The organism is Micromonospora sp. CNZ296, from assembly GCF_007827635.1.
Genome location: NZ_VISW01000003.1, coordinates 295,337 through 308,154 on the forward strand (window position 1 = coordinate 295,337; position 12,818 = coordinate 308,154).

At 72.8% G+C, this 12,818-nt stretch carries 12 protein-coding genes; 5 read left to right on the forward strand and 7 right to left on the reverse strand.

Features of this window, described 5'->3' with window-relative positions; translation table 11 throughout:
* Positions 1 to 19: 19 nt before the first annotated feature.
* Both FB455_RS06825 and FB455_RS06830 read right to left on the reverse strand, forming a co-directional pair.
* Positions 20 to 1,279 carry an Nramp family divalent metal transporter gene (locus FB455_RS06825; protein WP_030270388.1) on the reverse strand — a complete coding sequence of 420 codons (1,260 nt, stop codon included), beginning with the start codon at positions 1,277 to 1,279 and terminating at the stop codon, positions 20 to 22.
* A gap of 331 nt (positions 1,280 to 1,610) precedes the next feature.
* On the reverse strand, positions 1,611 to 2,258 hold the full coding sequence (locus FB455_RS06830; RefSeq protein WP_013285342.1) for a hypothetical protein: 648 nt from the start codon (positions 2,256 to 2,258) through the stop codon (positions 1,611 to 1,613).
* Positions 2,259 to 2,444: 186 nt separating this feature from the next.
* Here FB455_RS06830 and FB455_RS06835 point away from each other — a divergent pair, with 186 nt between their 5' ends.
* Positions 2,445 to 4,088: a peptidase gene (locus FB455_RS06835; RefSeq protein WP_145752650.1), complete on the forward strand. Its 1,644-nt coding sequence runs from the start codon at positions 2,445 to 2,447 to the stop codon at positions 4,086 to 4,088.
* A gap of 66 nt (positions 4,089 to 4,154) precedes the next feature.
* Here the strand turns inward: FB455_RS06835 and FB455_RS06840 are convergent, their stop codons facing one another.
* A complete protein-coding gene (locus tag FB455_RS06840; RefSeq protein WP_145752652.1) occupies positions 4,155 to 6,659 on the reverse strand; it encodes a DEAD/DEAH box helicase in 2,505 nt (834 codons plus the stop codon).
* A 47-nt stretch (positions 6,660 to 6,706) separates the two neighbouring features.
* A complete protein-coding gene (gene trmB / locus FB455_RS06845; RefSeq protein WP_221489093.1) occupies positions 6,707 to 7,333 on the reverse strand; it encodes a tRNA (guanosine(46)-N7)-methyltransferase TrmB in 627 nt (208 codons plus the stop codon).
* A gap of 143 nt (positions 7,334 to 7,476) precedes the next feature.
* Here trmB and FB455_RS06850 point away from each other — a divergent pair, with 143 nt between their 5' ends.
* Both FB455_RS06850 and FB455_RS06855 read left to right on the forward strand, forming a co-directional pair.
* Complete coding sequence (locus FB455_RS06850) at positions 7,477 to 8,058, forward strand: hypothetical protein (RefSeq protein ID WP_030270381.1); 582 nt, start codon at positions 7,477 to 7,479, stop codon at positions 8,056 to 8,058.
* 359 nt (positions 8,059 to 8,417) lie between these two features.
* Positions 8,418 to 9,077, forward strand: coding sequence for a class F sortase (locus tag FB455_RS06855; protein WP_030270376.1), 660 nt, complete (start codon positions 8,418 to 8,420; stop codon positions 9,075 to 9,077).
* A 153-nt stretch (positions 9,078 to 9,230) separates the two neighbouring features.
* Here FB455_RS06855 and FB455_RS06860 read toward each other — a convergent pair whose 3' ends face one another.
* The 3 genes from FB455_RS06860 to FB455_RS06870 are packed head-to-tail and all read right to left on the reverse strand — an operon-like array spanning position 9,231 to position 11,326.
* Positions 9,231 to 9,545 (reverse strand): antibiotic biosynthesis monooxygenase family protein, encoded by a 315-nt coding sequence (locus FB455_RS06860; protein WP_030270374.1) that lies wholly within the window; start codon positions 9,543 to 9,545, stop codon positions 9,231 to 9,233.
* A 25-nt stretch (positions 9,546 to 9,570) separates the two neighbouring features.
* Positions 9,571 to 10,368: an exodeoxyribonuclease III gene (locus FB455_RS06865; RefSeq protein ID WP_013474800.1), complete on the reverse strand. Its 798-nt coding sequence runs from the start codon at positions 10,366 to 10,368 to the stop codon at positions 9,571 to 9,573.
* Positions 10,369 to 10,405: 37 nt separating this feature from the next.
* Entirely contained in the window at positions 10,406 to 11,326 is a 921-nt protein-coding gene (locus FB455_RS06870; RefSeq protein WP_013285350.1) for a proteasome assembly chaperone family protein, read from the reverse strand.
* Between the two features lie 393 nt (positions 11,327 to 11,719).
* On the opposite strand from FB455_RS06870, the gene FB455_RS06875 reads away from it, so the two are divergent.
* The gene (locus tag FB455_RS06875) at positions 11,720 to 12,571 is read left to right on the forward strand and encodes a peptidase M23 (protein WP_114919957.1); all 852 of its coding nucleotides are present in this window, start codon (positions 11,720 to 11,722) and stop codon (positions 12,569 to 12,571) included.
* A 94-nt stretch (positions 12,572 to 12,665) separates the two neighbouring features.
* Positions 12,666 to 12,812: a hypothetical protein gene (locus FB455_RS34220; protein WP_013285352.1), complete on the forward strand. Its 147-nt coding sequence runs from the start codon at positions 12,666 to 12,668 to the stop codon at positions 12,810 to 12,812.
* Positions 12,813 to 12,818 lie beyond the last annotated feature (6 nt).

The following is a 12,818-nucleotide window of genomic DNA, read 5'->3' on the forward strand; positions in this document are numbered from 1 at the left end:
CGGACGGGCGCGGGTGTGTTCAGGCCGCCAGTTGCCAGAGCAGGAACGCGTTGAGCGCCACCACGAACGCCGTGATCGCGACCGCGGCGGCGGTGGTGGCCCGGCGGTTGACCAGGCTGCCCATCAGGTCCCGGCGGCGCGTGAACATCACCACCGGGATCAGCGCGAACGGGATGCCGAAGCTCAGCACCACCTGGGACAGCACCAGCGCGCGGGTCGGGTCGACGCCGATCGCGAGCACCGCGAGCGCGGGCAGCAGCGTGATCATGCGGCGGACCAGCAGCGGGATCCGGCGGCGCAGGAAGCCCTGCATGATGATCTCGCCGGCGTACGTGCCGACGCTCGTGGAGGCGAGCCCGGACAGGAGCAGGGCGACCGCGAAGCCGACCGCCGCCGCCGTGCCGAGCGTGGTGGCGAGCCCGGCGTGGACGCCTTCCAGGGTGTCGGTGCCGGGAATCGACGTGCCGTGGAAGCTGCTAGCGGCGACCAGCAGCATGGCCAGGTTGACCGCGCCGGCGATGCCCAGCGCGATCAGCACGTCGATCCGCAGGCCCTTGGCGACGACGCGCCGCTGCGTCTCGCCCTCCGCCGGCAGCCGGTTCGGGGTCAGCGCCGAGTGCACGTAGATGACGTGCGGCATCACCGTCGCGCCGAGGATGCCGGCGGCGAGCAGCATGCTGTCGGTGCCCTGCATCCGAGGCAGCAGCCCGGCCGCGGCGTCGGACACGTCCGGTTGCGCGCTGACCAGGTTGACAGCGAACGCCAGCACGATCACGCCGAGCAGCACCGCGATGGCGATCTCGAACGTCCGGAAACCCCTGGCGCGCAGCGCCAGGATGGCGAACGAGGCGGCGCCGATGATCAGGCCGCCGGGCAGCAGCGGGACGCCGAACAGCAGGTACAGCGCGACCGCCCCGCCGATCACCTCGGCCAGGTCGGTGGCCATGGCGACCAGTTCGGCCTGCGCCCACATGACCCGGTTGAGCGGCCGGGGCAGATGTTCCCGGCACAGTTCCGGCAGGCTGCGCCCGGTGGCCAGGCCGAGCTTGGCGGTGAGCGTCTGCACCAGCATGGCGGCCAGGTTCGCCGCCACGACCACCCAGACCAGCAGGTAGCCGTACCGGGCACCGGCGGTGGAGTTGGTGGCGAAGTTGCCGGGGTCGACGTAGGCGACCGCCGCCACGAACGCGGGCCCGAGCAGGATCAGACGGCCACGTACCGGGCGTGGGGCGCGGGCGGTCCGTAGCGGGGGTACGACGGACGAGTCGTTTGTTACCACTGTTGCTCCTCGACGACGGCGAACGACGGACGACTGATGGCGAACGGCGAACGGCGGGGGGTGTCAGGGAGGGCGGCCACGCGGGGGTGTTCCCGACGGATGCCCGTATATGCCACCAACCTGAGCCCGGAGGAGGAAAGCAGACAGGGGACGATGCCGTCTGCTGTTCGCCCACCGGTTGGGCGCCGTGCGGCGCACCGCCCGGGACGACGAACGGCCGCCCCGGGTGGCGGGGCGGCCGTTCGGTAGGTGGGCGGTGCGGCGGTCGCCGCCGGGTACGCGGTCCGGCGGCGTGGTCGCGGTGCGCCGGATGGCGTGCCGCGGCGGCCGGTCAGGCGGCGGTGGACCAGATGGCCCGGAACGCGGCCGCCTCACCGGCCAGCCACTGCTCGATCTGCTCGGGCTTGACGTCGGCGGGCATCCGGTGCGCCTCGCCGCGCCGCACGTCGACCAGGACCGGCTCGGCGTGCGGCAGCACCGCGTCCATGTGCCGGGCCATCAGGTGCAGTGTGGCCAGCGTCGTCTCCTCGCTCGGCGGCGCCTCGTCGAAGTGCAGCCGGATCGCCTCGGCCCGGCCGTCGGCGTACCGGACGCCGAACTGCGGGTTGATCTTCACGGGCAGGTCGCCCAGCATGGCCAGCGCATCGCGCGTCTGGGCCAGGTCGACGCCGGCCGGCTCGCCGAGCGAGTGCAGCCAGCGGGTCGCGCCCGGCACGAGCGCCTCGTAGAGCGGTCGCCAGCGCGGCTTGACCAGGTCGGCTACCTGCGCGAGGTGCGTACCGCCGGTGTGGAACGCGACGTCGGCCTTGAGCGCCTTGACGAACTGGCCGTGCGGGTTGAAGCCGTGCCGGCTGGCCCGCTGCCGGCGCAGCCCGCCGACGAAGGTGGCCTTGGTGGGGCCGGTGCGGTCGACGTACCGGGTGAATCCGAGGAGGGTGGCGTAGGGGGTGACAGGGGTCGCGGAGGTGGGCGCAGTCACGAGCATCCTCCCAGGTCAGCAGCTCGATTAGTACATACATTCTAATCGACGGGTCTGACATCGCCCAGGGTGCGAAAGGGGCATTGTCGATCCGTTCGCCGACGGCCCGCCGATCCGGACGGGACACCGCGCGATCGATCCGTCCCCTAGAGTGCGGTTCTTCCACACCTCTCTCCCGGAGTACCCATGCGATCCCTCACGGCCCGATGGCCCCGCCTCGCCGCCGCCGCGGCGCTGCTGGCCACGACCGCGCTCTTCGCCCCGTCGACCCCGGCGCACGCCGCCGACGAACTGCCCGACCTGTTCGTGTCCTTCAGCAGCGACCCCGTCGCGGAGATCGACAACAGTGGCACCACGGTCGGCATGTACGTCTACAACTACGGCCAGGCCGACGCGACGGCGGTGACCGTCACGCTCGACCTGGGCAAGCTGTCGTCCGACGTGGTCGCCTCGGTGCCGGACTGGAACGACTCCTGCAAGCTCGCGGCGGGGAAGGTCACCTGCACCATCGGTGGCCTGGTGGCCGGCCAGACCGATCTCATCTACCCGCTCTCGCTGGCCAGCCGCACCGGTGCGACCCCCGGTGACGCCGGTTCGGTCGGCGTGACCATCGCCGGCGCACAGGACGACGCCAACCCCGGCGACAACACGATCAGCTTCCCGGTCACGATCCGCGCCTCGGGCCCCGATCTGGTCGCCGCCGCCGACGACCTGAACGACAAGTCCAAGCCGGTCGGTGAGGGCGACCGGGTCCCGCTCTACAGCGGTGTGCTCAACGAGGGCGACAGCCCGGCGGCCGACTTCACCGTCCGGGTCGACCTGCCCACCGGCGCCACCTTCGTCGAGCGGTACAGCGACTGCACCTACGTCGGCTACTACCCGAAGGCCAGCGGTCCGCCGTACGTCTACGGGCCGAGCCAGGTCACCTGCACGGTGCCGCTGACGCTCAAGCCCGGCGAGGGGCTGCTGCTGTTCGACGACGAGACGGGCGAGTCGCTGTTCAACATCACGTTCGGCCGCAACCTGCCGGGCCCGGACGAGAACTACGCCCTGTTCAGCACCGCGCTGGCCGGTGAGGCGGAGACGGCGAAGAAGGCCGCGGCGACCAAGGGCAACGGCCCGTCGTTCGCCACCGCCGCCGAGAAGCTGCACGCCAAGGCGGTCAAGGCGGGCCAGGCCCGCAAGTCCGTCGTGGAGCGCGAGCTCGACGAGTCGGACAACTACGCCGACTTCCGGTTCTGGAGCAAGAAGAACAGCCTCGACGTCGCCGTCACCGCCGCGCCGGTGAAGGGGGCGGTCGGCCAGACCGTCGACCTCACCTACGAGGTCGTCAACCACGGCCCGTCCGACGGCGGCGGCCCCGGTGTCCTCATCACCGCACCGAGCGGCACCGTCCTGCTGCCCAGCGAGTGGTGCTACACCGACGGCCAGCCGGGCACGACGTTGCCCGAGTCGGCGAAGCTGCGGTGCAACTTCGAGAGCGAGTTCCCGAGCGTGGCCTCCGGCTACGGCCGGATCAAGCCCACCGTCCAGCTGAAGATCAAGTCGACGCCGGGTACCGACGGCACGATCGTGGTCGACGGCGCCACGTCCTCGACCGAGTCGAAGCCGGCGAACAACACCGCTCGCATCGTCGTCGCCGTCGGCAACGGCGGCCCGGGCACCGGTGGCTCCGGAGACGGCAGCGGTGGCACCGGCGGCGGCCTGCCGATCACCGGTGCGCCGGCGGCCACGCTCGCCGGTGTCGGCGCCGCCGTGCTCGCGGCCGGCGCGGTCCTGTTCGTCGTGTTCCGTCGTCGTCGCGTGGCGTTCCAGGCCCCGCGCGACTGATCGGACACGATCGCGGGGGCGGAACCGGACCGGTTCCGCCCCCGCGGCGTACGTCAGCCGACGCCGCTACAACTGGCCGACGTCGGTGACGCGGACCACCGCCGCGCCTGTCTCGTCCGAGGCGGCCAGGTCGATCTCGGCGCTGATGCCCCAGTCGTGGTCGCCGTCCGGGTCGTCCAGGATCTGCCGGACGGTCCACCGCTCGCGGCCCTGCTCGATCATCAGCAGTGCCGGCCCCCGCGCGTCCGGCCCCACACCGATGGAGTCGTACGCCTCGAAGTACGGCTCCAGCGCGTCCGCCCAGGCGTCGGCGTTCCAGCCGTCGCCCGCGTCCAGCTCGCCGAGCAGGTCCCAGCGGCGCAGCGCGGCCAGCTCGACGCGACGGAACATCGCGTTGCGCACCAGCACCCGGAACGCCCGCGCGTTGCGGGTCACCGCCGGCGGCCGGTCGTCCAGCGAGGCGGCCACCTCGGCCACGTCCGACGGGTTGCGCAGCCGCTCCCACTCGTCGATCAGGCTGGAGTCGACCTGGCGGACCAGCTCGCCCAGCCACTCGATGAGGTCGACCAGCTCCTCGGTCTTCGCGTCCTCGGGGACGGTCTGCCGCAGCGTCTTGTACGCGTCGGCGAGGTAGCGCAGCACCAGCCCCTCGGACCGGGACAGCCCGTAGAACTGCACGTACTCGGGGAACGTCATGGCCCGCTCGTACATGTCCCGGACCACGGACTTGGGGGAGAGCTGGTGGTCGGCCACCCAGGGGTGTCCCTGCCGGTACATCTCGTACGCGGAGTCCAGCAGCTCCGCCAGCGGCTTGGGCCAGGTCACGTCGTCGAGCAGTTCCAGGCGCGCCTCGTACTCGATGCCCTCGGCCTTCATCGCGGCGACCGCCTCGCCGCGGGCCTTGAACTGCTGCGCGGACAGCACCTGGCGGGGGTCGTCCAGGATCGACTCGATCACGCTGAGCACGTCGAGCGCGTACGACGGCGACTCCCGGTCGAGCAGCTCGACGGTGGCCAGCGCCAGCGGTGACAGCGGCTGGTTCAGCGCGAAGTCGAGCTGGAGGTCGACGGTGAGGCGTACCCGGCGGCCGGTCTCGTCCGGCTCGGGCAGCTCCTCGACCACGCCGCCCGCGCGCAGCGCGCGGTAGATGGCGATGGCCCGGCGGATGTGCCGGCGCTGCGCGGCCGGGTCCTCGTGGTTGTCGGTGAGCAGGTGCCGCATCGAGGCGAACGCGTCGCCGGGGCGGCCGATCACGTTGAGCAGCATCGAGTGGCTGACCTGGAAGCTGGAGGTGAGCGGTTCCGGCTCGGCCTCGACCAGCCGCTGGAACGTCGGCTCGCCCCAGCCGATCGAGCCCTCCGGCGGCTTCTTCTTCACCACCTTGCGGCGCTTCTTCGGGTCGTCACCCGCCTTCGCGAGCGCCTTCTCGTTCTCGATCACGTGCTCGGGGGCCTGCACCACGACCCGGCCCAGCGTGTCGAACCCGGCCCGCCCGGCCCGGCCGGCGATCTGGTGGAACTCGCGGGCCTTGAGCAGCCGGGTGCGGGTGCCGTCGTACTTGCTCAGGCCGGTGAACAGCACGGTACGGATCGGCACGTTGATGCCGACGCCGAGCGTGTCCGTACCGCAGATGACCTTGAGCAGGCCGGCCTGGGCGAGCGTCTCGACCAGGCGGCGGTACTTCGGGAGCATGCCGGCGTGGTGCACGCCGATGCCGTGGCGGACCAGCCGGGACAGCGTCTTGCCGAAGCCGGAGGTGAACCGGAAGTTGCCGATCGCCTGGGCGATCATGTCCTTCTCGGCGCGGGTGCAGACGTTCACGCTCATCAGCGCCTGGGCGCGTTCCAGCGCGGCGGCCTGGGTGAAGTGCACGACGTACACCGGGGCCTGCTTGGTCTCCAGCAGTTCCTCCAGCGTCTCGTGCAGCGGCGTGGTCGCGTACGAGAAGAGGAGCGGGACCGGCCGCTCGGCCGAGCGGACGACGGCGGTCGGCCGCCCGGTGCGCCGGGTCAGGTCGTCGACGAAGCGGGTGGTGTCGCCGAGCGTGGCGGACATCAGCACGAACTGGGCCTGCGGCAGCTCGATCAGCGGCACCTGCCAGGCCCAGCCGCGGTCCGGCTCGGCGTAGAAGTGGAACTCGTCCATGATCACCTGGCCGACGTCGGCGCGGCGGCCCTCGCGCAGCGCCAGGTTGGCCAGGATCTCCGCGGTGCAGCAGATGATCGGCGCGTCCGCGTTGACGCTGGCGTCGCCGGTGAGCATGCCGACGTTCTCCGCGCCGAAGACCTCGCAGAGCGCGAAGAACTTCTCCGAGACCAGCGCCTTGATCGGCGCGGTGTAGAAGGTCGTCCGGTCGTCGGCCAGCGCCGCGAAGTGCGCCGCGATCGCCACCAGGCTCTTGCCCGAGCCGGTCGGCGTATTCATGATCACGTTCGCGCCGGAGACGATCTCGATGACCGCCTCCTCCTGATGGGGATAGAGGTCCAGGCCGCGCTCGGACGCCCAGGAGGCGAACGCGTCGTAGAGGGTGTCGGGCTCGGCGGTCTTCGGCAGCGCGGCGGTGAGAGTCATGGCGGCTCCCATCGTGCCTGGATCACACCACGCCGCGCCAACCGGGTTCAGCGCCGCCGGTGGATCAGGTCGAAGACCTCCCGGCCCGCGGTCAGCGCGCGCCGCTCGAACTTCGTCACCGGCCGGTGCGCCGGACGGGGCGCGTAGCCGCCGTACACGTCGACCAGCTCCGGGTCGGCGGTGAGCGTCTCGCGCATCGACTCGGCGTACTCGGCCCAGTCCGTCGCGCAGTGCAGCGTGCCGCCCGGCGCCAGCCGGGACCGCAGCAGCGCCACGTGTGCCGGCGCGATGATCCGCCGCTTGTGGTGCCGCGTCTTCGGCCACGGGTCCGGGAAGAAGACGTGCACCGCGTCCAGGCAGCCCTCCGGCATGGCGCGGACCAGGTCCAGCGCGTCGCCCTCGGCCACCCGCACGTTGTCCAGACCGTGGCGTTCCACCAGGTCGAGCAGGTTGGCGATTCCCGGCGTATGGACCTCGACCGCCAGATAGTGTCGGTCCCGGTCGGCCGCCGCCATCGCGGCGGTGGCGTCGCCCATGCCGGAGCCGATCTCCAGCACCAGCGGCGCCCGTCGTCCGAACAGCGCCGTCGGATCGCACGGCCCGTCGAGGGCGGCGATCTCGAGGCCGTACGCGGGCCAGAGCCGGGTGAGCGCGTCGCGCTGCCGCTCGCTCATCCGTCCGCGACGCGGATGGAAGGTACGGATGCGGCCGGCGGCGATGTCGGGGAGGGTCACAGCGACCCGAGCCTACGCGACCCGGATCGGATGTGATGTGCGGCCGGGGGTGAGAGGATTCATCCCGTACGCCGGGAGGGGTCATGGGGTCGTTCAGGGTACGTGAGGCGCTGCTGGTCGCGGTCGCCGCGTGCGCCGCCCCGCTGGTCGGCGCGCTGCCCGCCCAGGCCGCGCCGCGCGCCGCCGAGCCGGTGCCGGAACAGCCCCCGGCCGACGTGATCTTCGTGGAGGTCACCCCGGGCACCGTCTCGCCCGGCTACCTCGTCGGCATCCGGGCGAGCTGCCGGAACAACACCGTGCCGGCGATCGTCACCTCGGACGCGTTCGGCAGGATCCAGGTGCAGCCGCAGCGCGGCCTGCTCACCGCCTCGCCGATGGTCCACGAGCGCACCCGGCCCGGCAACTACCGCGTGAAGCTGGAGTGCCCGGGTGGGGAGACCGCCTCCACCATGCTCCAGGTGGTCAAGCAGGGGCAGCCCACCCGGCAGCCGACCCACCCGCCCAGTCACCTGCCCAGCCGTGGTCCGGCGACCGGATTCGGCGGCACCGCCGGCCCCGGGCTCGGCGGCCTGCTGGTGCCCGTCGGGCTGGCGGTGACAGTGGTCGGCGCCGGGCTCGGCGTGGCCGCGTCCCGCCGGCAGGCCCGCGGCGCCGCCGGACGCTGAGGCCGGTCATGGCCGAGCACTTCGTTCCGCCGCCCGCCGGAGCACGGCGCTCCGGCCGGCCCTTCCTGGCACTGCCCCCGCCCGCCGCGCCACCGGCCGACGCCGCCCGCCCGTCCCGGGCCGGCCCGCCTGCCGAGGTCGCCCGGTTCTCCAGGGCTGACCCGGCCGCCGCGCCCCGGACCGGCCCGCGCTCGGGGGAGAGGCCGGCCGCCGGGACCGGGTCGTCGGCCGTGCCGGTCTCCGGGTCGCGGCCGTGGATGCCGCCGCCCGCCGCGTCGCGACCGTGGTACCCGCCGTCGGCCGATCCGCCGGCCCTGCGTCCCCGGCCCGCCGGGCCGCCGCCCGTCGAACCGCCACCGGTGTCGCCGGGCGGGCGGGACCGGGGCCGGGGTTCCTGGTCGAAGCCGCTGGCAGTGGTGCTGGTGCTGGTCGGTGTGTTCGCCACCGGGGCCGGGCTCGGGCGCACGGCGGGGCCGTTCGACTTCGCCGACGCGTCCACCGGGTCGAGCCGGTCGAACGGGTCGGGCGCGGTGGCCCCGGCGAGTGCCGCCGCCCCGGTCCGGAAGCCGGCGAGTCGGCCGGTACGCCTGGCGGTGCCGGCCATCAAGGTCAACGCGCCGGTCACCCCGGTCGGGCAGGCGAAGGACGGCTCGGTGGACGTGCCGCCGCTGACCGAGCACGACCAGACCGGCTGGTACGACAGGGGAGCGGTGCCCGGCGACCCGGGCCGGGCGATCATCGTGGGTCACGTCGACACCAAGAGCGGGCCGGCCGTCTTCTACCGGCTGCGCTCGCTCAAGCCCGGCGCCCGGATCCAGGTGACCCGCGCCGACCGCAGCGTGGCGACCTTCAAGGTGGACAGCGTCGAGTACTTCGACAAGGCGAACCTGCCCGCCGCCCGGGTCTACGGCGACTCGGGTCCGGCCGAGCTGCGCCTGATCACGTGCGGCGGCGAGTGGGTCGGCGGCCGTACCGGCTACCAGGACAACGTGATCGTCTTCGCGTCCCTGGCGAGCTGACCGCTGCCCGACGCTCTCGCTCCCGCCCTCACTCCGACGATCATGAGGTTGGCGGCGACAATTCGGACCGCGAACGCCGTCAACTTCATGATCGACGGGGAGGGCCGGGGGCCGGGCGGGCCCGGCGGGCCGGGTGGGCCGGGGGAGGGCGGGTCAGGGTTTGGCGGGGACCTGCTGGACGACCTCGAACTCCAGCAGGGTGGCGCCGGTGGCGACGGGCTTGCGGGGTTCGCCGCCCTCGGCGTGCGCGGCCCGCGACGGGCCCTGCGCCCACGCCTGGTACGCCTCCTCGGTCTCCCAGCGCGTGTACACGAAGTAGCGGGTGTCCCCGGCGACCGGGCGCAGCAGCTCGAAGCCGAGGAAACCGGGGGAGTTCTCCACCGCGCCGGCCCGGGCCGCGAACCGCTTCTCCAGCTCCTCGCCGGCGCCGGACGGGACGTCGATCGCGTTGATCTTCACGACAGCCATGTGTCCACCCTAACGAGCGCTGCCCTCAGAACGTCTCGACGGCCGGTGTCAGGTCCGCGTCGACCACGATCGGGGCGTGGTCGGAGGGGCCCTTGCCCTTGCGGGCCTCCCGGTCCACGTACGCGGAGCGGACCGCGCGGGCGAACGAGGCGCTCGCGTACACCAGGTCGATCCGCATGCCCTTGTTCTGGTGAAACATCCCGGCCCGGTAGTCCCAGTACGTGAACGGGTGCGGCCCCTTCATCGGCGTCGGCACCACGTCCTCCAGTCCCAGGTCACGCAACGCGGCCAGCGCGGCCCGCTCGGCCGGGGTGACGTGGGTGGAGGTGACGAACAGCGCGGGATCCCAGACGTCGGCGTCGGTGGGCGCCACGTTGAAGTCACCGCAGACGGCCACCGGCAGCGCGCCGGCCACCTCCGATTCGAGGGCGTCGCGCAGCGCCGCGAACCAGGCCAGCTTGTACGCGTAGTGCGGGTCGTCCGGCGCGCGGCCGTTCGGCACGTACACCGACCAGACCCGCAGCTCGTCGCAGGTGGCCGAGATGGCGCGGGCCTCGGGCTCGGGGAACCCGGGTTCGCCCGGGAAGCCGACAGTCACGTCGGCCAGCCCGACCCGGGACAGCACGGCGACGCCGTTCCACCGCCCGTCGCTGTGGCTGGCCACCTCGTAGCCCAGCTCGCCCACCTCGGCGACCGGGAACGCCCCGTCGGGACACTTGGTCTCCTGCAGGCACACGACGTCGGGCTTCGTGGTGGCCAGCCAGTCGAGCAGCCGGGGCAGGCGGGCCTTCACCGAGTTGACGTTCCAGGTCGCCAGGCGCATGCCCCCAGCCTGCCGCATCCCCGCCCGCCCCGCCCGGTCAGCGCTCCGGGGTGTCGCCGGGTCGGGTCTGCTCGGCGAGGAAGCGTTCCAGCTCGGCGCCGAGTTCGTCGGCGGTGGGCAGCGGCCCGGTCTCGCCGGCGAGCAGGCTCTTCTCGCCCCGGCCACGGGCGAACGTGTCGTACTGCTCCTCCAGCGCCTGGACCAGCGTCGCCGCCTCCTCGGTCTGGGTGACCTGGCGGTCGATCTCCACCCGGACCGCCTCGGCGGCGGTCCGCAGCGCCTCGACGGGCAGCAGCAGGCCGGTGCTGCGGGACACGGCGGACAGCAGCGCCTCGGCGGCGGCCGGGTACTCGGCCTGGGCCACGTAGTGCGGCACGTGCGCGGCGAAGCCGAGGGCGTCGCGCCCCTGCTCGCCGAGGCGGTACTCCAGCAGGTGACCGACGCCGGCCGGCACCTGCACCTTCTGCAGCCACGGCTCGTGCCCGGCGATCAGTTCCTTGCGGGTGGCGTGCGCGGTGACGCCGCTGGGCCGGGTGTGCGGCACCGCCATCGGGATCGAGTTGAGCCCGACTGTGAGCCGGACGTCGAGGCGGGCGCTGAGCCCGGCGACGGCGGCCACGAAACGCTCCCACTGAAGATCCGGCTCGGGGCCGGTGAGCAGCAGGAACGGGGTCTCGTCGTCGTCGTGCAGCAGGTGCAGCTCCAGCGCCGGGGCGTCGTAGGACTCCCAGTGGTCCTCGACGAAGGTCATCACCGGGCGGCGGGAGCGGTAGTCGAAGATCTGGTCCACGTCGAAGCGGGCGATGACCCGGGCGTCGAGCGAGGTGAGCAGCTGTTCCCGGGCCAGCCGGGTGGCGTTGCCGGCGTCGACGAAGCCGGTGAGCGCCTGGATCAGCACCGGCTGGCCGAGCTCGGGCAGCTCGTCGGTGAGTTCGTAGAGCTCGTGTGGATCGAGCACCGGTGGGGTCCTCCCTGTCGACGCGTACGGGGGAGCGCCGAGCGTGCGGCGTCCCCGGTTCGGCCAACGTACCGGGGCGGGTGGTCCATTCCGTTACGGCCACGTCCGATGCCCGGATGATGATCACGATTCGGCTACGCCCCGGTCCGGCGACCCATATCCGGATCGTCCGAACGGACGAGTTAGTCGATCATCGGGCGGGACCGGGAGGTCTGCGGCGTTCCTGCCCGGGCCGCTGCGCGGGTTGCAGGCCGGGTGATTGGTCCGGTTCCCGAGGTCCGTGGTCCGCCGGGTCGCACTGGGATGGGCCGTCCGCTTCGGAACGGCCAAAGTGTGGCGAGGGCCACCCTTTGGGCCTGGGTGATCCCGGTTTGCCCTGCCTAGCCTCGTCGGATGCGTAACGACGGCAACCTCGACGACCCGTTCGGCTCCGGCCGCCCGGCTGACCGTTCGGACGATACCCCCTCCACCAACCGGTTGGCCACACTCCGGGGACTGGTCCGGCGTACCCGCTTCTGGGCACCCACGAACCCCCGGCCCGGCCGGACGAAGCTGGCGGTCGCCACCGGCGCGGCCTGCTGCCTGGGCCTGGTCGGCGTCAGCCAGGCCGGCTTCGGTGCCCCGGACCGCGCCGCCGACCCGGCGCCCTCGGCGGAGGTCGCCGAGCGTGCCGCGGTCGACCCGGCGTCCCGGGCCATGGCCCGGCCGAGCACCGCCCCCGCCACCCCCAGCGCCAGCGCCAGCCCGTCCGCGACGGCGAGCCCGAAGGCGACCGCCAAGCCCAAGCCGAAGAAGACCGTCCGGCAGATCGTCCCGGTCGCCGGCCTGGACCGCACCCAGATGAACAACGCGAAGAAGATCGTGCAGGCCGGCAAGGAGATGGGCATGCCGCGCCGCGCCCTCGTCATCGCGGTGGCGACCGCCATGCAGGAGAGCACCCTGCTCAACTACGCCAGCGGCGTGCTGCCCGAGTCGCAGAACTACCCGCACCAGGCGATCGGCTGGGACCACGACTCGGTCGGGCTGTTCCAGCAGCGCCCGAGCAGCGGCTGGGGCACCGTCGAGCAGCTGATGGACCCGGAGTACGCGACGAAGGCGTTCCTGTCCGCGCTGGCGGAGATCCCCGGCTGGCAGAGCCTGCCGCTCTCCGTGGCCGCCCAGGCCGTGCAGATCTCGGCGTTCCCGGACGCGTACGCCCAGCACGAGTGGCGGGCCGGCGAAGTGGTGGCCGAGATCCTGGGCTGACCCGGACGGGTGGTTGCCGAAGGGCCGATTCGGGTATCAAGGGCTTGCCGGTCCCAGGTACACATGAAGGGGACCGCGGGACGGGAGGACCCTCATGTCGCTGATGCAACGGATCACCGCCTTCCTGCGGTCGCCGCGGGGCCAGCAGCTGGTCGACCGCGGCCGGCGTGAGATGTCGAAGCCGGAGAACCAGGCCCGGCTGCGGCAGATCGCGAACCGGCTGCAGTCGCGCCGGCGCTGACCCGCG